Raw genomic sequence first — 19,799 nt, 5'->3', positions numbered from 1 at the left:
CATGAGAGCAGTTCGATGCGTCGATGGCCAGCCCGCCACGGTGGAGGTGGCCCCTCCCGAGGGCGAGGGAGTGCGCATCAAGATGGCATCGGCGGGTGTGTGCGGGTCTGATCTGCACATGCTCCCTTTGGGAATGCTCAACACATTCACCATCGGCCACGAATTCGCCGGTTGGCTGGACGACGGCCGCCCGGTGGCCATCGAGCCCATCCACGGCTGCGGCACCTGCGAGCTGTGCCTGGCCGGCGACTACAACCGCTGCCCGGTCACCCTCACCGACATCGCCGGGATCTCCCGCGACGGGGGAATGGCCGACGAGATTCTCATGTGGCCCGAGGCCATCGTGCCCTTGCCCTCCGGGGCCGATGCTCGGGACGCCTGCCTGGTCGAGCCCCTGGGCATCGCGGTACACGGCTTCCGCCTGGCCGGACTGCGGGGCGACATGCGGGTGGCCGTTGTCGGCGGCGGCGCCGTGGGCCAGACAGCACTGGCCGTGGCCGGCCTGGCCGGATGCGAGGTCGCCATCTCGGCCCGCCACGATGCCCAAAAGGAAGCCGCTGAGCGCTTGGGCGCCGTCCCGCTGACCGATGAGCCCTACGACATCGTGGTGGAGGCCGCCGGTACCGGTTCAGCCCTGGCCGATGCCGTCAAGAAGTGTCGCCCCGGCGGCAAGATCGTCATCCTGGGCAGCTACTGGGAACCAGTGGAGTTACCCGGCATAGAGATCAGCATGAAGGAGATCACCCTGGTGCCCTCCTCCATGTACGGCCGTCACGGCCCCACCCGCGACATGGACGTCGCCGCCGCCGTCCTGGCCCAACTCCCCGAACTCCCCGACGCCGTCATCACCCACCGCTTCCCCCTAGACGCCCCCGCCGAAGCATTCGCCACCGCCGCCAACCGCGCCTCCGGCGCCATCAAAGTCGTCCTAGAGCCCTAGCGAATGCATAGGCTGAGCCTCTGTGTTCAATTGCTATTGCGTGTGGGCTCATTTGCTGGTTTCGCACGGACCGATCGTGTATGCAACTGCCATATAATCCTTGGATAGGGTTGTTGAAATTGAAGCTAGGTTGTTATGACAACAATATGTGGGGGTTGGAGCAGGGTAGCGCCTATCGTCATTTCTGTAGCAGTGCACATAGTCGTTTATTTCCTGAAAATCGAACTTTCAGAATCATTTGAACTAAGACATTACGCATCATCACTGGCTATTTGCATCATAATGCTGTGGCCTGTTACTGTTAAACATCCAGGATATAGTGTACTAAGTTACTTCTTGAGGCGCTTTCCAAGTGCCTTGGATAAGGTCAATAGACGACGGCAAGATCGCCAAGTTCAATACACTTCAAAGCGCGTATTCCTTGCTATTGGAGTATACGGGGCAGTATCTATTGGTGGAGTGGTTGTTGCCACATCAGTCTACGAGTTGACTCCATATACCCTAGCGATATCAATAATACCCGTTGGGCTTCTTTACAGGCTAGTGGTGAGTGCAAGTTCCAATCTATTGACTACAGAACCAAGCATATTGTCACCTAATACTAAGTTGCATTGTGTAGTCTTTTATGTCGCGTCAAGCCTCGTTCCCATATTGAGCATTACCGCAACGGCTCTTGGGAAGTTCATTATCGAGACGTTCGGTAAAGTGGGTTGGATACCATTGATACTTGGTTCGGTGTCGTCTGTCGTTCTACTTGACAAGTGGTTGCGAAGCAACGGTTCTGATGTCTGAGGATTAGGTAACTGACGGCCGAAGGTGGATCGCTCGGTAGCCGTAAGTGGGTGGTCTTGTGCCCTTGCTGGATCCCCTAAGAGTCGAAGACCCACTCCGCGTGAATATTGCAGGCTGAAAGCTTGATTTGTTTGACGGTGATTTTGGCGTCAGAGCGGTCGAGGGAGACCTTTGCGGCTGTGGGGTCGCCTTCGTGGGAGCAGTCAATGGTGGGGCCGTCGGCTGCAAAGGCATCTTGTGGGGCGTCTTCGAGGGAAGTGAAAATGTCGGTGGGGATTTCTAGGAGCTGGTACTTGGTGGGGAGGGAGGTGCGGTCGGGGCGGAAGGCTCGGAGCATGATGATGGAGTCCACGGCTTCCCGGTACTGGCGGAACAGGTCGAGGGTGTGGTCTCGCCGAGTCTTGGCGGATCGAACGTCCTGAATCCAGGCGGCCTCGGTGAGTTTGGAAATGTGAGCGGTGGTTGCGGACAACCTGAGGGCGGCGGTGGACTTCAAAGAGAGCTTCCGCTTGGTTTCATCGTTGGTTTGGACTGTCATGTCCACGAAACGCTGGGTGGCGGAACCTGGTTCGTCGACTGTCCAGCCGACTGCTTCGCACGCGTTGCGGAATGCGACTTCGAAGCCGACGAGGCCGAGTGGTTCTGTGGTAGTTCCGTGGTGGACGGAGATGGTGAGGCCGAAGTACTCGGTCCATCCAGGTGCCCGGCCGAGCCAGGTATCGGAGATCTCAGCTTGGAGTGGGGACGAGAGTGAATCGATGATCCTGGCGAGGAACCTCTCTCCCATGGGAGAGAGGTCTTCAATACTGGCCCTCAGGTCAACCCTATTTGTGGATTGGTCGTATGGTTGGTTCACTCGGTGATCCGGCGCTCAATTAGATCGACGTAGGCAGGGTTGAGTTCAATGCCTGCCCAGATTCGACCGAGTTCTTGGGCAGCAATCAAGGTGGTCCCTGATCCGGCGTAGGGATCGAGGACAATGTCGCCCGGGCGGCTGGTGATTTGGATGCAGCGGCGGGCCAGAGTCATGGGCATTACGGCTGGGTGGTCTTCGATCCCGCCAGCGTCCTTTCTCCGGGGCTCTGTGTTGATGTCCCACATGGTTCGCAGCCGGCGGCCGTTGGGGCCTTTCACAGCGGCTGTGTCGTAGTAGTAGTCCTGGTTCTTGGACAGTAGAAACACCGTCTCGTGGGACTTGGTAGGGCGATCGGAGACTGACTCGGGGTGAGCGTTGGGCTTGTACCAGATGACTTCGGAACGCAGCCACCACCCCGCATCCTGGAGAGCGAACGCCAATCGCCACGGAACACCGATCAGGTCTTTCGGCTTCAAGCCCTCTGGAGTGGGAGGACGCACGGACATCGCCCGAGCTCGGTTCTTACGGTCAGGTGCCCGGTACCTGCGGTTTCCCGATGTGTAGGAGTCCCCCACGTTCAGCCACACCGTGCCGTTATTCGTCAGCACCCGACGCACCTGGTCGAATGCCATGACGATGCTCTTGACGTATTCGCCCAGAGCGTCGTCGCGGCCAATCTGGCCTTCGGCCGAGTAATCCCGCAGAGACCAGTACGGCGGTGACGTGACCACTGTCTGCACACACCCATCAGGTAGCAATCCCAAGGCGTCGATCGCTGGGCCGCATACCAACAGGGGGCCACACAGTGCATCCAGCGGACCATCAACCCCCACATCCAGTCGAGCATGTTGACCTGGCTTAGGAAATGGCGGGATAGCAGCAGATTCATTCCCCGGAAGGGGGAATTGGGGATCCTTGGTGATCCCGGACTTGCCTCTTGAACCCACGACACGACCCTACTTCCAGGCAGTGACAAATTCGGGGAATCCAGACACTGGCTGAACAACCGTTCCAAAGAGTGCGGAAGCCCCGGCTCCCGTCCTAGTCGATCTCTAGTGAGATCCTCGGCCTGGCACTCCGGGGCTTGCGTCTTCCCACTAGAACAGCACCAGTGGGCTTCTAAAGCATATCGAATATTGGCTGGCAATTCTGGCCTCTGGCTAGCACAAGAAATACTTGAAACTCATATGATCTAGAAGTAATGCACCAAGGACCAGTCCCATGATCACCAAGAGCTTTGATGAACTCGCCGCACCTATTGACTCTGATCCGATACGAAGCTCTAGGGCTGAGGAGTACAGGCAGAAGGTGGAGGCGAAAATCTTCGCCTTTCAGCTGGCAGAGCTGCGGAGTGAGCTCGGCATCAATCAGGTCGATCTGGCTGAGAGGCTCGGCATCACACAGGGGGGAGTGTCGAGGCTCGAGCGGTCGGCTGACCCCAAGCTGTCCACTTTGTGCAAGCTCACTTCCGCTCTTGGTGGAACGCTCAGCATCGAAATCAGTGTTGGCGACCGCGCGATCAATCTCACCTATCCATCATCGCCAGAGGCCTCTTCGCTGGAAGAGCAAGATCATTCGAGAGTTGAGGCGGCCTCGGTTCCTCCTGTGAGCAGGTCTGTATAGCGGGAAAGCTAGGGTCGGTGGCGATGGGGGAGAGGGAGGAGTTGGTGGGGTTGTCTGGGGTTGAGGTGGTGGCGATGCTGGGGTTGGTGGCGTTGCCTGAGGAAGGGGGGATGTGGCGGGAGGTTTGGCGGGATGAGCGGAGTACTGCGATTTACTTCTTGATGCAGCCGGGGGACTTTTCTGCCATGCATCGGCTGGATGGGCCGGAGATTTGGCATCACTATGCGGGGGCGGCGGTGGGGATGCTGTTACTGGGGCCGGACGGGTCGGTGGAGCGACCGGTGTTGGGCGACGACTTGGGGGCGGGGGAGCGGCCTTGTGTGGTGGTTCCGGCCCACACCTGGATGGGGGCGGCTACTCGGGGGGAATGGTCGCTGGTGGGGACCACTATGGCCCCGCCGTATCACCACGACGGCTTCGAGTTGGGCGACGCCGACCAGCTTGTTGAGCAGTATCCGTCGGCGGCGGGCGAAATCGCTGAGTTGGTGAGGCTGTGACTGCATCGCCCGCTGAGATGATCGACCTCACCGGCAAGGTGGTGGTGGTCACTGGTGCGGGTGGGGGGATTGGCGGGGGAATTGTTAGACGCATGGCGGCTGCCGGTGCCTCTGTAGTGGCCCACACTCGCTCGTCTCCGGTTGAGCACAACGAAGGGCAGATCACCGAGGTGCGGGCCGATCTCACCACCGAAGACGGTCCGGCTGCGGTGCTGGACGCGGCCCGAGAGCGTCACGGGCGGATCGACGCCCTGGTCAACAACGCAGGGATCCAGCCGGTGGCCCCGTTCACCGATCTGGACGATCAGCAGTGGGCCGAGATGATCGACACCAACCTCACTGCGGTACACCGGCTGACTCAAGCGGCGGCGTCCGCCATGCGGGATCAGGGCACCGGCGGCGCCATCGTCCACATCGCCTCGATTGAGGCCCGTCACCCCACCCCGGTGCACGGCCACTACGCCACTTCAAAAGCCGGCCTGGTGATGCATGCCAGGGCAGCAGCGTTGGCGTGGGGGCCCTACGGCATCCGGGTCAACTCGGTGTCGCCGGGGCTGATCGACCGTCCCGGTCTGGCCGACGACTGGCCCGAGGGCGTGGAGCGGTGGATGGCCGCCGTCCCTCTCGGCCGTTTGGGCACCGCCGAAGACGTCGGGGACGCCTGTGTGTTCCTCTGCTCTGATCTGGCCCGGTGGATCACCGGTGCCGATCTGGTGGTGGACGGCGGGATCCTCACCAACCCCACATGGTGACCGACTCATTCCTCGACGGCGAGAATGCTGTTGCCAGAACAGGATACTGTAGTTAGTCTAGTCATCAGACTAAGTCATTTTCGTAAGCGCAAAGCACTAGGCAGGAGTGATGGGAATGTCAGATCTGGTCAATGTCCACGAAGCCAAGACGCATTTGTCGAGGCTGCTGGAACGAGCGCACAACGGAGAGGAGATCATCTTGGCCAAAGCGGGCAAGCCCTATGCTCGGCTGATGCCGCTGGCACCCAGCGGACCCCGTCGCTGTGGGCAGCTTGCCGGATTGGTCGTTGGCCCTGAGTTCTTTGAACCGCTTCCCGAGGAAGAGCTCGCGGCGTGGGAGGGCGCGTATTCAGGTGAGTGACCTGCTGCTCGACACTCATGCGCTGTTGTGGTGGTGGTCGGCTGATCCTGCGCTGTCGAACAGCGCACAAGAAGCGCTGAGAGATTCGCGGAACAACGTATTCGTCAGTGCGGCGAGCGCCTGGGAGATTGCCACGAAGTTCCGGCTTGGCCGGCTGCCCAAATATGAGGGTGCTGTGCTGCGATTCAATGAGTTTGCCCTCGACGCGGCGATGCAGCACTTGCCAGTCACCTACCAGCACGGTCTGCGTGCCGGTAGCTATGTTGCAGAGCACCGGGATCCATTTGACCGGATTCTGGCCGCTCAGGCGGAGTTGGAGTCGTTGATATTGGTCACGAGAGACACCGCGTTCCGAGAGTTCCCCGTCCGGGTCCTGTGGTGAAGGCACGACACGAGAGATGACGACCAAGACCATAGGGCTGGTGGGGACGGGGGTCATCGGCTCGGGTTGGGCGGTACGGGTGCTGGCCCGGGGGTACGACGTCGTGGCTTGGGATCCAGCCGTTGGCGCCGAAGATCGGCTTCGCCAGGCGATTGAGCGGGCTTGGCCCTCAGCGGTGCGCTTCGGCCTGTTCCCCGGGGCCGACCCGGCCCGGCTTCAGTGGGCCGATTCTCCCGAGGAGGTGGCGGCATCGGCCGAATGGGTGCAGGAGAGCGCCCCGGAGGACGAGGGCCTGAAACGCTCCCTGCTTCGCCGCCTCGACAACGCCGCACGACCCGCCACCGTTATCGCCAGCAGCTCTTCGGGGCTTCTGCCCACCCGCCTGGCTGAAGGATGCCGTCATTCGGAGCGCATCCTCATCGGCCACCCATTCCACCCGGTGTACCTGCTGCCGCTGGTGGAGGTGGTGGCCGGGAAGGCCACCAGCCCCGAAGCCGTGGCTGCCGCGGTGGAGCACTACGACGATCTCGTCATGCACCCCCTGGTGGTGACAAACGAGATCGAGGGATACCTTTCGGACCGCCTCCAGGAAGCCCTGTGGCGCGAGGTGCTGCACCTGGTGAACGACGGGGTGGCCACCACTGCCGAGCTGGACGACGCGGTGGTGTACGGCCCCGGCCTTCGCTGGGCGGCAATGGGCACCAATCTCACCTTCCACCTCGCCGGAGGAGACGGCGGGATGCGCCACATGCTGAGCCAGTTCGGCCCCGCCCTGAAGTTGCCGTGGACCCACATGGAGGCACCCGAGCTCACCGAAGAGCTGATCGAGGCCCTGGCGTCCGGCTGCGAAGCCCAAGCCGCCGGGCGCTCAATCGCCGAGCTGGAGCGACTGCGAGACGACTGCCTGCTGTCTGTGATGCGGGCGCTGCGCCCCAGCGGGGTCGGCGCCGGGCGATTGATGGCCGAACGGGAGGCCCGCATCTTGGCCGCTGGGGTCACAACCGAGCAGTGGGCGCCGAGCAGGGAGCCGCCTGCCCCGCTGGCGCTGTACTCAGCCGTCGTGGAACCCGATTGGGTGGACTACAACGACCACATGACCGAGGCCGCATTTCTCACGGCATTCGGCTGGGCGTCGGACAGTCTCTTTCGCTATCTGGGAATCGACGAGGACTACCGGGAGGGTGGCCACTCCTTCTACACCGTGGAGACCCATATCAATTATCTGGGCGAGGCCACCCTGGGCGAGCCCCTTCGGGTGACCACGCAGGTATTGGGCAGCGATGCCAAACGGCTTCACATCTTCCACTCCATGTATCGGGGAGATGGCGAAGAACTGTTATGCACCACCGAGCAGATGCTGCTGCATGTGGATACTGGGGCCGGGCGCAGTGCCCCGATGCTGCCCGGTCCGGCCGCCGCAGCCGCGGCGGTTGCCGCCGCCCATGCCGAATTGCCGTTACCGCTCCAGGTCGGCCGCCGCATGGAGATACCGACACCGGCCTCACCACCCCGGCCCTCGGCCCGCCCGGCTGGTGCCACGCCCCCCAAGAACCCATAGAGCCATAGAGAAGGAGCATCCCTTGGACTTCTCAATCGACGATTCTCAGGAGATGGTGGTGGACACCGTGCGGGCCTTCGTGGATCGCGAGTTGGTCCCCTACGAGGAAGAAGTGGAGCGCACCGGCGAGGTGCGCCCCGATTTGGTGGAGCAGATTCGCCAGCGGTCGCTGAACGCTGGCATCTACGCGGCCAATATGCCCGTCGAGATGGGAGGCGGCGGACTCGACGACCTCACTCTGGCCATGGCCGAGCGGGCCTTCGGCTGGACCGGCTACGCCCTTCAGTACATCGTGGCCCGCCCCTCGAATATCTTGCGGGCCTGCGCTGGCGACCAGGTTGAGCAGTACTTGCTGCCCACCGTACGGGGCGAGCGGGTGGAGTGCCTGGCCATGAGCGAGCCCGACGCAGGCTCCGACCTTCGGGGCATGACCTGTCGGGCCGAGCGCCGAGGCGATCACTTCCTGGTCAATGGCACCAAGCACTTCATCAGCCACGCCGACCTGGCCGACTATGTGATCTTGTTCGCGGCCACTGGTGTTGTCGATTCCGACCGCGGGCCTCGCAAGCTGATCTCGTCGTTGCTGGTGGATTTCGACACACCCGGCGTGGAGCGGGCACCGGGCTATAACTGCGTGTCAAACCGGGGTTACCACAACTTCATTCTCAACTTCGACGACGCCCGGGTGCCAGCGGCCAACCTGCTGGGAGAGGAGCACCGGGGTTTCGATGTTGCCAACGAATGGCTGGGCAGCACCCGCCTGCAAGTGGCCGCCACCTGTTTGGGCCGGGCCGACCGGGCGCTGGCGGTGGCGCTCGACTGGGCCGTGAGCCGAGAGCAGTTCGGCCAGCGCATCGGGCGCTTCCAGGGGGTGTCGTTCAAGCTGGCCGATATGCGTACCCGGCTGTTGGAGGCGGAGCTGATGACCTACCGGGCGGCCTGGCTGTCGGCCCGGGGCGAGATGGACGACGCCGACGCAGCCATGGCCAAGCTGTCGGCCACCGAGATGCTGCAATTCGTGTCTGACGAGGCCATCCAAATACTGGGTGGAATGGGGCTGATGGACGAGCTGCCCTTGGAGCGGATCTGGCGCGATGCCCGGGTAGATCGAATCTGGGACGGCACCAGCGAGATCCAGCGCCACATCGTGTCGCGCGACATGCTGCGCCCATTGGGCGCATGAGAGGTGAACGGGGTATTTCGGATGTGGAGCGAACGGCGATGAGGCAGTGACCGCCGGGCTGGCGCGGCTGTTGCGACCCCGGTCGCTGGCCTTCATCGGGGGCGAGGCCGCCGAGCGGGCCATCGACGCCACCCGATCCTTCGGCTTTCAAGGTGATATGTGGGCGGTAAACCCCCGCCGCCAACTGCGCGATGTTGTCACCTTGGCCTCTGCGTCGGAACTGCCCGAGGGCGTAGACGCCGCCTTTGTCGGCGTGGGACGACATGAGGCAGCCGAAGTAGTGCGGGAGTTGGCCACGCGGGGGACGGGCGCGGCGGTGTGCTACGCCTCGGGTTACGCCGAGATCGGTGAAGCCGGGGCCGCCTGCCAGCGGGAGCTGGTGGAGGCAGCCGCCGGCATGCCGCTGGTAGGACCCAACTGCTACGGAACTCTGTCGGCGGTCACCGGCGCCGCGCTGTGGCCCGACCTGCACGGGCTGGTGCGCGCCGAGCGCGGCGTGGCCATCGTCAGCCAGAGCGGCAATATTGCGCTGAACCTCACCATGCAGCGGCGCGGTTTGGAAATCACCCATGTGATCTCATTGGGCAACCAGGCTGGCGTGGGCTTGGCCGAGGTGTTCGAAGCGCTGGTTGCCGATTCCGCGGTCACCGGGGTGGGTTTGTACATAGAGGCGATAGACGACATCGCTCGGTTCGCGGCGTCCGCCGACGAGGCCCGCAGACGCGGCCTTCCGGTGGTGGTTTTGAAGGCAGGTGCCTCGGAGGAAGCGGAGGCCATTTCGGTTTCCCACACTGGTTCGCTGGTGGGCAGCGATGACGCCTACGAAGCCCTATTCCGCAGGCTCGGCGCAAGGCGGGCGCGCACGGTGGGCGGACTGCTCGACTTGTTGGGGGTGCTCTCGGTTGTCGGACCGCTGGCCGGTAACCGGTTGGTGTCTTTGAGCTGTTCGGGGGGTGAAGCTGCCTTGGTGGCCGATCGGGGAAGGAACTACCAGGTGGCCTTTCCGGCTTTCGCCCCCGATCACCGCGACCGGGTGGCCGCCACCTTGGACGGTCGGGTTACGGTGACGAACCCACTCGACTATCACACGTTCATCTGGGGGGACAACGACCGTCTCACCGAGTGCTTCACCACAGTGCTGAACGGCGAGCCTGGTTCTCTGGAGGCGGTCGAGGGTGCCGGATCGGTTGGCGCCAGCAAGTCGGTTGATGCCCAACGGCCCTTTGACGCCGCCCTGTTGGTGCTCGATTTTCCTGCCGAGGGACTTGACCGGTCGCGATGGTGGCCCACCCTCGAGGCGTTCGGCGCGGCCTGTGCGACCAGCGGCACGCCGGGCGTGCTGGTGGCGTCAATGGCAGAGAACTTGCCCGACGAAGCCCGCAGTCGGGCAGCCGATCTGGGGCTGGCCGCCTGCTGCGGCTTTGACAACGCCTTGGCCGCAATCGAAGCTGCGTCTGCCCTCAGGTGCCCGCCCGCCGACGCCCTGCCGTCGGATACTTCGCGGCTGCCTCTGTCCCCCCGTGCTCCGACGTCAACAAGGACGCTGTCTGAGCGCGAGGCCAAACAGCGGCTGGCCGAGGCGGGTGTCGACGTGCCGCCCGGGCGACTAGTGCCGGCAGGCGATGCCGCGGCCGCCGCGGCTGAGATCGGCTGCCCGGTGGTAGTTAAGGCGACCGGTCTGGCCCACAAGTCCGACGTGGGCGGAGTGGCTGTCGGGCTGGCCGAGCTCCCCGAGGTGGCTGCGGCTGCCACCCGACTCGGTGCTCTCGGCGCCGGGACTGTGTTGGTGGAGGCCTACATCGAAGATGCTGTTGCTGAGCTGATGGTGAGCGTGCGATCGGCGCCGCCGGTGGGGATGCTGCTCACGCTGGGCGCTGGCGGGACGCTCGTCGAACTGCTCGACGATTTCGCCTGCTTGTTGCTGCCCACTGGTCCGAAGGCCGTGCGGGAGGCTTTGAGAAGCCTCAAGTTCTGGCCGTTGCTGGGTGGACATCGGGGCCGACCGTCTGCCGCGGTCGACGCCGTCGTAGAGGCGGTCGACTGCTTGGGCTCGCTGGTGCGCGACGATGGCGACATCATCGAGGTGGAGGTCAACCCGCTGCTGGTGACTGCTCAACGAGCCATTGCCGCTGATGCGCTCATCGTCGTTGCCTCCCCTCCTGATCGGAGACCGAGATGACCGACCCCGTCCCTGATTCTGCGGTGACTGCGGTCGTCGATGGGCCGGTGTTGGAGGTCACCCTCGACCGGCCCAAGGCCAATGCCATCGACGCGGCCACCAGCCGGGAGCTGAGCGCCGTTTTTGCTCGCTTTCGCGACGACCCCGCCCAGCGAGTGGCGATCTTCACCGCGGCCGGCGATCGATTTTTCTCCGCTGGTTGGGATCTGAACGCCGCGGCCGCCGGAGAGGAGTTCGAGGCCGACTACGGCGAGGGTGGTTTCGGCGGGTTTGGCGAACTGCCGGGGCTCCGCAAGCCGGTGATCTGCGCAGTCAACGGCATGGCAGTTGGCGGCGGTTTCGAGATCGTGCTGGCGGCTGATCTGGTGGTGGCCGCTGAGGGAGCCCGTTTCTGGTTGCCGGAGGCTGCATTGGGCATAGTGGCCGATGTGGCGTCGATACGCCTGCCGAGGATGCTGCCGCCGGTGGTGGCCAATGAGGTGCTCTATGCCGGTCGTCGAATCGACGCGACCGAGGCGCTGCGGTGGGGGCTGGTGAACGCGGTAGTAGGGCGTGAACAGTTGCTGGTCGAAGCCCGCGCGCTGGCCGAGCGGGTATTGCAGGCCGCGCCGCTGTCGGTGGCCGCGGTGATCGAGATTGGCGCCCGCACCGGCCATCTCCCGCTGTCCGACGCGTTCGAGCTTCTGCGCTCCGGCAATTTGGACGCTTATGAGGCCATGCTCGCCTCCGAAGACTCCGAAGAGGGCCCTCGTGCCTTTACCGAGGGTCGGTCTCCACGCTGGCAGGGTTGCTGAGGCCGCTCTCAACGCAAGGGGACTGCCATTGCTGGTGGGAGGCTGTGGCCCTCAGCTTCCCACCGCGGCCTTCTCTCGCAGGCGGTACTCGGGTACCAGAATGGCCAAGACCACGGCCAATGCCGTCACCGGGATGGCCCACCAATAGACGTCGGCAATGGCGCTGGCGAACGATTCGATGATGCCGTTGCGCACCGACGCGGGTTCAATGGCGCCAATTTGGGTAGGGGCCTCGATGAGCGCTTCGATGTCGATCTGATCGCCGCCCGGCACCAACCGGGGGAGGTAGTGATCTAACCGGGCGGTGAATAGAACCCCCATCACCGCCGAGCCGAAAGTCTGGCCCAGCGAGCGGAAAAAGTTGGACGCCGAGGTAGCCGCCCCCAAGTCGTCGTGGGGGACGATGTTCTGCACCGCCACCAAGAGCACCTGCATGATGGCCCCCACCCCGCAGCCCATGGTGAACAGATAGGCCATGGCCGTCACCGTCGACGTCTCGCCGCTCAGGGTTGACATGAGCCACACCCCAAGGGTGAGCACGCCGGCTCCGAAGATCGGCACCGCCTTGTAGCGCCCGGTACGGGTGAGCACCTGCCCGGCGCTCACCGAGGTGAGCAGCATTCCCAACATCATGGGCACCAAAAGGAGCCCCGACCGAGTGGCGTTCACGTCGGTGACCACTTGGAGGAAGAGTGGCCCGAAGATGCCCGCACTGAGCATTGCCGCCCCGGCGATGAACTGGATCACACAGGAGATGTTGAACAGCCGCAGCCGGAAGAGATGGGGCGGAAGGATGGCCTCAGTTGCCCGCTGCTGCTGAGCAATGAACAGGGCCACTCCGATGACTCCCACCGCCAGCAATCCGACCGACGGGGCCGACGCCCAGTCCCAGGAGTCGCCCCCCAACTCCAAGGCCAGGATGATGGTGATCACCCACACCAAAAGCAGGCCCGCTCCGGTGTAGTCCACCCGGGCTTCCCGGCGGGTGAAGGCCAACTCGAGATGGGTGACCGACATCACCAGGGAGATACCACCGAGCGGCAGCACCATGAAGAAAACCCATCGCCAGTGGGCGTAGTCCACCAGGAGGCCCCCGGCCAGGGGTCCCAAGATGGTGGCCAGCGCGAAGATCCCGCCCATGTATCCCTGGTACCGGCCCCGCTCCCGGGGCGACAGCACGTCGGCCAGGATGGCCATGGAAAGCGTGAACAACCCACCGGCGCCCAGCCCCTGGATGGCCCGGAACACAATCAGCATGGTCATGTCGCTCGCTACGCCGGCCAGCACCGAGCCGGCCATGAAGATGACGATGGCGGCCTGGTACAGGCTCTTGCGGCCCCACAGGTCCGAGAGCTTCCCCCACAGCGGGGTGGTCGAGGTGGAGGCGATGAAATAAGACGTGAACACCCAGGTGTACAGGTCCCGCCGGCCCAGGTCTCCGATGATGGTGGGCAGCGCGGTGGACACCACCGTGCCCTCTATGGCCGCCATCATCTGGGCCAGCATCAGGGTTAGTATGATGACCAGCACCTGACGTTTGGGCAGGTTGTCGCTCCCTGCCGAAGCACTATCACTTATCGAGATAGATTTATCAAAACTATTCATATAGGATATCGTGACGAGCGCTATTCGAGCGTCTAACTTTTGGTACGGAAAGCAGTCGGATCACTAAGTAATTGCTTGGTGTTTCGGTTGTGGAAGTAATAGCCAAATGGAGAAATGCCCCCGGACTCGTACGGGAGGCGATGGGTGGAGATGGCAATGGAGCCTCGTCCTTGGTGGATGGAAAATGCGAACTGCAAGGGGAAGAGTGAGCTGTTCTTCCCTCCGGCCGGCGAACGTCCGTCGGCTCGTGAGCGGCGGGAGAATGCAGCCCGTCGCATCTGCGGAGAGTGCGTCGTGATTCGGGCGTGCCGCAGCTGGGCCCGCGACCAGCGCGAGCTCGGATTCTGGGGCGGAGAGTCGGAGATCGAGCGGGCAGAGGCGGGATTCGCCCCCTCTACTCCGGTCATCGGTCTGCGGCGGCACCGCACCGAGCGGGAATCGGCCTGAGCCAACCGCACCGAACGGGCGCCGGGTACATCTGGCGCCGCCAACTCTCTCACCCCACAACGCGCCGAACGAAGGCCGCGATGGCCTCGGTTCCCTCTATCGCCTCGGGGTAGTTGGGGTACATGATCTGGAAGTCGTGGATCATCCCCGGCCAGATGCGGAGATCCACCTCGACGCCAGCATCGGCTAGCACAGACGCGAACCCGGTGGCGTCGTCCAGCAGCACCTCGTGGTCGCCAGCGTGCACCAGCATGGGGGGCATACCGACCCAGTCGCCGAACAGGGGCGAGGCCAGCGGATCACGGGGGTCGTGGCCGTCGAGATACCAGCTGGCCGCGGTCACCGCGTCGTCGTGGCCGAACATCACATCCAGCTCGTCGCGCTCGGCGTGGCTGGCCGAGGAGTTGGTCAGGTCTACCCAGGGCGACAGGCAGACCCCCGCACCGGGTAGCGGCCACCCCTGGTTGCGGGCTCCGAGCAAGACGGCGCCCACCAACCCGCCGCCGGCGGAATCGCCGATGAACGCAATGCGGCCCGGATCGATCCCGGTGTCCAGCATCCACCGATAGGCGGCCAAACAGTCGTCCACCGCCGCGGGAAACGGATTCTCGGGGGCCAGGCGGTAGTCGACCAAGAGGATCCGGGCCGGAATCAACGAAGCCAGGTGGGATCCGAAGCCCTGGTGCGAGATGATCGATCCCACCCGATAGCCCCCTCCATGGAAGAACAGCAGGGCCGGCAGGCTTTCGGGATCGTGAGGCTCGGGACGAAGCCAGGCAGCGCCGGGCACACCGGGTATCTGCAGCTCCTCTTTGACCACCCCGTCGGCCAGCGGAGTGGCCGCGGCGTTGGCGTCCAAGCGGGCTCGGCGCTCGGCGGCTGTTTCGGAAGGGTCGGGCTTGGGTGCGGACGCCAGCATGGACCGCACCGCTTCGAATTCTGGGCTTGGCATCCCCGGAGACTAACGCCTGCCCCACGAGACCTCGGGCCTCGGAGGCCCACCGAGAGCAGTCGGGCTTGGGTTCTTGGCCGAGCCGAGGTAGCGGTAGCCTAAGCGGTCGATGACCGGTGATCTTCGACTGCTCACCATCCACGCCCACCCCGACGATGAAGCGTCCAAGGGATCAGCGACGGTGGCCATGTACGCCGACCAAGGGGTGGCGGCCTCTTTGGTGTGCTGCACCGGCGGGGAGCAGGGCGACATCTTGAACCCGGCCATGGATCGCCCCGAGGTTCGGGACAATCTCGACCAGGTCCGCCGAGACGAACTGATCGAGGCCGCCGATGTACTCGGCTATCGCAGCGTTCACTGGCTGGGGTATCACGACTCCGGCATGCCCGACAGCGAGGCCAACGCCGACCCCCGCAGCTTTGCCCAAGCCCCCCTGGATGAGGCGGTGGGCCGCTTGGTGGCCATCATCCGGGCCGAGCGCCCCCACGTGGTAGTGACCTACGGGGAGGACCAGCAGGGCTATCGCCACCCCGACCATCTCCGGGTGGCCGAGATCAGCGGTCCGGCCTTCGACGCGGCCGGCGACCCCGATTCCTATCCCGACGCCGGCGAGCCGTGGCAGCCGCTGAAGATGTACTACGTGACTTGGTCGCGGAACCGGATCACCGCCCTCCACGAGAAGTTCGGGGAGCTGGATTTGGAGTCGCCCTATGACGAACGGTGGTTCAGCCGTCCCTCCAACGACGACATCATCACCACCCGCATCCAGTGCGCCGAGTTCTTCGACCGCCGGTCCAAGGCGCTGCTGGCCCATCGCACCCAGGTCGACCCCGACTCCAAGTTCTGGTTCGGCCTGCCCGACCACCACATGGCCGATGCCTATCCGTGGGAGGACTATGTGCTGGCCCGCAGCCTGGTGGATACCGACATTCCAGAGACCGACCTGTTCGCAGGAATTGCCTGAGCCTATGGAGCGGGCCCGATTCCTCAGCGATGACTGGTTCGGATTGAATCTGGAGGCGGCGTCGGGCTGGCCAGAGCGGCCGGGAGTAGATTGCTCGGCCAATTTCGAGGTGACCGGCGCACCCGACGGGAAGGTCCGCTACCACGCCGTTATCCGCGGTGGCCGGCTAGTGGAGATGACCTCGGGCAAGTTGGCCGACGCCGATGTCAATATCATCTACAAGTACGCCGATGCAAAAGCCGAGGTCTCCGGAGGCGATCACCCCGACCTGGCCTACATGACCGGCCGGATGAAGCTGGAAGGTGACTACGCCCGCTGGGTGTTCGGCCTGCGCCCGCTTTTGGATTCAGCCGAGTACGACGACTTCCGGTCGGCCCTGGGCGAGTACACGGATTTCTAGACTCAGCGTCGGCTTGGTCAGTTCCGGCGCTGGGCGTCGCGGAGGTCGGTGTAAGTCAACATCCGTGCGCCAGAGCGCTCGACAGCAGTGCGCAGCGACGGGTCGTGGGCGACCAACAGGTACTGCTCTACCCGGCTGAGCCAGCCCGGGTCCATCTCCCGTAGTTCGGGGGTGTCGATGGCCGGCGATACCACCAATTCGGTCACGCCGGGCTCTAAATTCTCTAACGCCTCCTCCAGGGTCCGCCGAGCGGGACGGGCACGTACCTGCACCAGGTGGTCGGGGGCCAGCACACCGGCGTCGGCGGCGAGGCGGCGGAACGGGAAGCCAGCCCGACGTTCCTGATCGCTTCCCCCGAGGCGCATGGGCAGCGCCATCTCCACGGCCAGCTCCAAGTAGACATCGAAGAACTCGGGGCGCATGAGCAGGGTGTCCAGGTGGGGGCTCAGATGGGTCAAGTCGCTGCCCCACTGGCTGGCTCGTTCGATCTGGGCTCGGCACTCCCGGTGAGCCTCGTCGAGGTCGCCGTGCTCCCAAGAATCAGCCGGAGTGCGGGGGAATCCGCCATCGCCGTCCAACAGAGACGGTGCCTGGGTGATGGGTCCCCACCGGTAGTTGTCGAACTCGGCGTTGAGGGTGAGATCGACCCCCACTGGAGTGTGGGCGAAGCGTCCAGCGGCATCCCGGGCCCATGGGCACGGCACCATCAGGCTGGCCGCGGTGGCCACCCCGATGTCCAAGCACTCGGCAATGGCCGCGTTTGCCGCATGGGATTGACCCAGGTTGTCGCAGGTGATGATGAGGGCTCGACCCTGGGGGGCACCGCCCAAGCGTTCCAATAGCTCGCTCACTACTCGAAAGCTATCGCCCCTAGCACCCAGAGGCGGTCACTCAAGGACGACATCGGCGCTGCCGCAGGCATCCCACAGCCCCAATCCCTGTTCCCGGGCCGCGGCCGCGGCCGCGTAGAAGGCACCGGCGTGGATGGTATTGGGATTGATGATCAATGCCTCGGCATAGCCGTTGGCGGCAATCTCGAGATTGACGAACAGGCCGTCATCGGCTCGATGGATGTAGGCCAGCAGGCGGTCGTAGCGGTCGCGGGCCTCCGCGTCGCGGGTGAGGCGCACCTCGGTGCCCGGCGGCAGGAGCGACTTGGTGAAGGCAGTGGCCTCGTCGCCGAAGCACTCGACCGGCAAGAACCCGCCGGTGGCCTCAGGAGTGTCGATGCCGATCAGGCGCACTCGCTCGGTGCGGTCGGCCACCTCTGCTATCACCGTGTCCCCGTCGACCACCTCGGTCACAATGGCCGATGCCCCCACAAGTCCCGCTGCTGGCTCAGTGGGGCTGACGGTTTGGCCGATGAACCCACTTGAACTGGACGAGCAGCCGGCAGCGGCCAGAAGTCCGCAGGCCAGCAGCCCGGCCGCGGTCCACCCGGTCGCCCCGGATGGGGCGGCAGCCGGCGGCTTCACGCAGCACGGGGGATGTCGTCGGAGGGCGTGGGTGACGGCAGATTGGCGGGGGAGTGGCTCTGCAAGGCAGCTCTGGCTTGAGCTAGGCCCCGACGCCCGATCTCTTTGGTGCGCTCATCGATCCGCCAGTCTGGCGGTGCCTCCAAAAGCGTGAGCTGTTGCTTCATGCTTCCAGTATCCCGGTGGGAGTGACAGTTTGGACCGGGAAGAGGAGGAATTCTTCAGGAAATGCCTCTGAAGTGGGGAAAGGATTGCGTTATTGGGTTTGGCCGCCGCTGGTCATGCTGCGGTACACCTCGAGCAGCGCCGCTTTCTGCTCATCGGAGAGGCTGGCGTCAGCTCTGATGGTGGCCTCGGTGTCGGTTACACCGCCAGGGTTCTCGCCGTTGGCGTCGTCGATGCCGGCGGCTTGGGCCAAGAGGGTCTCCGCCGACAGGTTCAACGCGGTGGCCAGCGACTTGATCACCCGCACCGATGGCTGGTGCAGTCCTCGCTCCAGCTGGCTGAGGTAGGGGTTGGAAACCTGGGCGAGGTCGGACAGTTCCCGCAGGGTGAGTTGAGCCAGCTTGCGCTGGCTGCGGAGGTAGCTTCCGAATGCTTCTACGGCGGATTGATCCATGGTTCGGCCTCAGTCGTACTCGTAGAAGCCCTTGCCGGTCTTGCGGCCCAGATGGCCAGCGGCCACCATGCGGCGGAGCAATGGGGGCGGGGCATTGTGGGAGCCCTTGAACTCCTCGTAGAGCACGTCGGCCACCGCCTCGATGGTGTCCAGCCCAATGAGGTCGCAGAGCGACAACGGGCCCATAGGATGGCCGCAGCCGTGCATCATCCCGCTGTCGATGTCGGCCGCGCTTACCTTGCCCTCGTCGAACATACGGATGGCGTCGAGCAGGTAGGGGACCAGGAGACGGTTGACCACGAACCCGGCTCGGTCCCGGCAGCGGATCACCCGCTTGCCCAGCACCTCCACTGCGAAGCGGTCGACCCGGTCGATGGTCTCCAACGACGTGCCCAGCGAGCGCACCAGCTCCACCAAGGGTTGTATCGGTGCTGGGTTGAAGAAGTGCATGCCGAGCACCATCTCTGACCGGCTGGTGATGGAACCCAGGGTGATGATGGGAATGGAGGATGTGTTGGTGGCCAAGATGGCGTTTGGGGCCATCACTTTGTCCATGGCCCGAAACACCGACAGTTTCTCTTCCAGCGATTCGATGACGGCCTCGATCGCCATATCCCGGTCGGCCAGGTCGCCCATGTCAGTGCTGAAGCTGAGGGAGTCCAAAGCCAGGTCTCGAGTCGCGGCCGGCACCTTGTTGCGTGAGACTGCGTTGTTCAGAGAGTTCTCGATCGACTGCCGGGCGATGCCGACTGCGGTGTCGTCCACCTCAATCACCAGGGTGTCCAAGCCGACTCGGGCGCACACTTCAGCGATGCCCGATCCCATTATCCCGCCGCCGATCACTCCAACCTTGTTGATCGGCTCTAAAGGCGATTCGAACTCTTGTGGCGGCAGCGCGCCAGCTTCCGTGCTCATTATTCCCTCCCACCGCCTATTCAGACGGCCCCATGTGGTTGTTCAGGATAGTACGCAAATGTTAGAAAAATAAAACGGGGCCGGTCAGTGACCGGCCCCGTTTGCTTAAGAGAGAGCTGAGGGGGGAATCAGCTCTTCTTGGAAACTGGCTGCGCCGGGGCCGCGCCGTTGGCGGTCGCTGCGGCCAGCAAGTTCTGGGCGAACTCCTTCTGGGTGTTGAGCAGTTCCTGGGCGAACCCGAAGCTGACGCTCATCAGCTCCTTGGGATCGGGCAGGGAGTCAAGGCCGGGCACGGAGTCGAGCTTCAGGCTCTCGGGGGTGATGCTGCCCACCGTATCGGTGAAGGTGCGGACACCTTCGACGATGGCGGTCTGGCCCATCTTGAGGGCGCTCAGCACCTGCTCTTGCACGGCTTCGGTGATTTCTTTGACGTCGGTCATGTTGCTTACTTTACTTAGCAAAGGCTTGATCGGCAATTCAACGGGTGTTTTTTCGGAGAAATTTG

Annotated in this window: 23 protein-coding genes; 13 read left to right on the top strand and 10 right to left on the bottom strand. The window is 63.9% G+C overall.

The window, feature by feature from the left end:
- Position 1 precedes the first annotated feature (1 nt).
- Positions 2–940, top strand: a complete 939-nt coding sequence (locus ACOGJC_RS04050; RefSeq protein ID WP_419847227.1) for a zinc-dependent alcohol dehydrogenase — start codon at positions 2–4, stop codon at positions 938–940.
- Positions 941–1,808: 868 nt separating this feature from the next.
- Here ACOGJC_RS04050 and ACOGJC_RS04045 read toward each other — a convergent pair.
- Entirely contained in the window at positions 1,809–2,519 is a 711-nt protein-coding gene (locus tag ACOGJC_RS04045; protein WP_419847226.1) for a hypothetical protein, read from the bottom strand.
- Positions 2,520–2,584: 65 nt separating this feature from the next.
- A complete protein-coding gene (locus ACOGJC_RS04040; RefSeq protein WP_419848193.1) occupies positions 2,585–3,427 on the bottom strand; it encodes a DNA-methyltransferase in 843 nt (280 codons plus the stop codon).
- A 382-nt stretch (positions 3,428–3,809) separates the two neighbouring features.
- Between ACOGJC_RS04040 and ACOGJC_RS04035 the strand changes: the two genes are divergently transcribed.
- The 9 genes from ACOGJC_RS04035 to ACOGJC_RS03995 all read left to right on the top strand — a co-directional run bounded on the left by ACOGJC_RS04035 (position 3,810) and on the right by ACOGJC_RS03995 (position 11,917).
- Entirely contained in the window at positions 3,810–4,211 is a 402-nt protein-coding gene (locus ACOGJC_RS04035; protein WP_419847225.1) for a helix-turn-helix domain-containing protein, read from the top strand.
- 23 nt (positions 4,212–4,234) lie between these two features.
- On the top strand, positions 4,235–4,708 hold the full coding sequence (locus ACOGJC_RS04030; RefSeq protein WP_419847224.1) for a cupin domain-containing protein: 474 nt from the start codon (positions 4,235–4,237) through the stop codon (positions 4,706–4,708).
- On the top strand, positions 4,705–5,460 hold the full coding sequence (locus ACOGJC_RS04025; RefSeq protein ID WP_419847223.1) for an SDR family NAD(P)-dependent oxidoreductase: 756 nt from the start codon (positions 4,705–4,707) through the stop codon (positions 5,458–5,460). Before ACOGJC_RS04030 ends, ACOGJC_RS04025 begins: the two co-directional genes overlap by 4 nt.
- Before the next feature lie 115 nt (positions 5,461–5,575).
- Positions 5,576–5,821, top strand: coding sequence for a type II toxin-antitoxin system Phd/YefM family antitoxin (locus tag ACOGJC_RS04020; protein WP_419848192.1), 246 nt, complete (start codon positions 5,576–5,578; stop codon positions 5,819–5,821).
- Positions 5,814–6,203 (top strand): type II toxin-antitoxin system VapC family toxin, encoded by a 390-nt coding sequence (locus ACOGJC_RS04015; protein WP_419847222.1) that lies wholly within the window; start codon positions 5,814–5,816, stop codon positions 6,201–6,203. The genes ACOGJC_RS04020 and ACOGJC_RS04015 overlap by 8 nt, the downstream gene beginning before the upstream one ends.
- A gap of 16 nt (positions 6,204–6,219) precedes the next feature.
- Positions 6,220–7,761, top strand: coding sequence for a 3-hydroxyacyl-CoA dehydrogenase NAD-binding domain-containing protein (locus tag ACOGJC_RS04010; protein WP_419847221.1), 1,542 nt, complete (start codon positions 6,220–6,222; stop codon positions 7,759–7,761).
- A 22-nt stretch (positions 7,762–7,783) separates the two neighbouring features.
- Positions 7,784–8,944, top strand: coding sequence for an acyl-CoA dehydrogenase family protein (locus ACOGJC_RS04005; protein WP_419847220.1), 1,161 nt, complete (start codon positions 7,784–7,786; stop codon positions 8,942–8,944).
- A 46-nt stretch (positions 8,945–8,990) separates the two neighbouring features.
- The gene (locus tag ACOGJC_RS04000) at positions 8,991–11,123 is read left to right on the top strand and encodes an acetate--CoA ligase family protein (RefSeq protein WP_419847219.1); all 2,133 of its coding nucleotides are present in this window, start codon (positions 8,991–8,993) and stop codon (positions 11,121–11,123) included.
- Positions 11,120–11,917: an enoyl-CoA hydratase-related protein gene (locus ACOGJC_RS03995; protein ID WP_419847218.1), complete on the top strand. Its 798-nt coding sequence runs from the start codon at positions 11,120–11,122 to the stop codon at positions 11,915–11,917. The genes ACOGJC_RS04000 and ACOGJC_RS03995 overlap by 4 nt, the downstream gene beginning before the upstream one ends.
- Before the next feature lie 51 nt (positions 11,918–11,968).
- Here the strand turns inward: ACOGJC_RS03995 and ACOGJC_RS03990 are convergent, their stop codons facing one another.
- Positions 11,969–13,447: an MDR family MFS transporter gene (locus ACOGJC_RS03990; protein WP_419847217.1), complete on the bottom strand. Its 1,479-nt coding sequence runs from the start codon at positions 13,445–13,447 to the stop codon at positions 11,969–11,971.
- A 189-nt stretch (positions 13,448–13,636) separates the two neighbouring features.
- On the opposite strand from ACOGJC_RS03990, the gene ACOGJC_RS03985 reads away from it, so the two are divergent.
- On the top strand, positions 13,637–13,969 hold the full coding sequence (locus ACOGJC_RS03985; RefSeq protein ID WP_419847216.1) for a WhiB family transcriptional regulator: 333 nt from the start codon (positions 13,637–13,639) through the stop codon (positions 13,967–13,969).
- Between the two features lie 49 nt (positions 13,970–14,018).
- On the opposite strand, the gene ACOGJC_RS03980 is transcribed toward ACOGJC_RS03985, so the two are convergent.
- Positions 14,019–14,921 carry an alpha/beta hydrolase gene (locus ACOGJC_RS03980; protein ID WP_419847215.1) on the bottom strand — a complete coding sequence of 301 codons (903 nt, stop codon included), beginning with the start codon at positions 14,919–14,921 and terminating at the stop codon, positions 14,019–14,021.
- Between the two features lie 109 nt (positions 14,922–15,030).
- Between ACOGJC_RS03980 and mca the strand changes: the two genes are divergently transcribed.
- Together mca and ACOGJC_RS03970 are read left to right on the top strand one after the other, a co-directional pair.
- On the top strand, positions 15,031–15,885 hold the full coding sequence (mca, locus tag ACOGJC_RS03975; protein ID WP_419847214.1) for a mycothiol conjugate amidase Mca: 855 nt from the start codon (positions 15,031–15,033) through the stop codon (positions 15,883–15,885).
- Positions 15,886–15,889: 4 nt separating this feature from the next.
- Entirely contained in the window at positions 15,890–16,285 is a 396-nt protein-coding gene (locus tag ACOGJC_RS03970) for a hypothetical protein (RefSeq protein ID WP_419847213.1), read from the top strand.
- A 17-nt stretch (positions 16,286–16,302) separates the two neighbouring features.
- Here ACOGJC_RS03970 and ACOGJC_RS03965 read toward each other — a convergent pair whose 3' ends face one another.
- The 6 genes from ACOGJC_RS03965 to ACOGJC_RS03940 form a co-directional block, all read right to left on the bottom strand.
- On the bottom strand, positions 16,303–17,136 hold the full coding sequence (locus tag ACOGJC_RS03965; protein ID WP_419847212.1) for a ChbG/HpnK family deacetylase: 834 nt from the start codon (positions 17,134–17,136) through the stop codon (positions 16,303–16,305).
- Positions 17,137–17,172: 36 nt separating this feature from the next.
- Positions 17,173–17,760, bottom strand: coding sequence for a thermonuclease family protein (locus ACOGJC_RS03960; RefSeq protein WP_419847211.1), 588 nt, complete (start codon positions 17,758–17,760; stop codon positions 17,173–17,175).
- The gene (locus ACOGJC_RS03955) at positions 17,757–17,927 is read right to left on the bottom strand and encodes a hypothetical protein (RefSeq protein ID WP_419847210.1); all 171 of its coding nucleotides are present in this window, start codon (positions 17,925–17,927) and stop codon (positions 17,757–17,759) included. Before ACOGJC_RS03955 ends, ACOGJC_RS03960 begins: the two co-directional genes overlap by 4 nt.
- 89 nt (positions 17,928–18,016) lie before the next feature.
- Complete coding sequence (locus tag ACOGJC_RS03950; protein WP_419847209.1) at positions 18,017–18,379, bottom strand: helix-turn-helix domain-containing protein; 363 nt, start codon at positions 18,377–18,379, stop codon at positions 18,017–18,019.
- Between the two features lie 9 nt (positions 18,380–18,388).
- Positions 18,389–19,294 carry a 3-hydroxybutyryl-CoA dehydrogenase gene (locus ACOGJC_RS03945; protein ID WP_419847208.1) on the bottom strand — a complete coding sequence of 302 codons (906 nt, stop codon included), beginning with the start codon at positions 19,292–19,294 and terminating at the stop codon, positions 18,389–18,391.
- 128 nt (positions 19,295–19,422) lie between these two features.
- Complete coding sequence (locus tag ACOGJC_RS03940; protein WP_419847207.1) at positions 19,423–19,734, bottom strand: hypothetical protein; 312 nt, start codon at positions 19,732–19,734, stop codon at positions 19,423–19,425.
- Positions 19,735–19,799 lie beyond the last annotated feature (65 nt).

Origin of the sequence: Candidatus Poriferisocius sp., from assembly GCF_965204015.1 — a bacterium.
Lineage (GTDB): Bacteria > Actinomycetota > Acidimicrobiia > Acidimicrobiales > Bin134 > Poriferisocius.
This window is presented reverse-complemented; position numbering and strand designations above follow the sequence as displayed.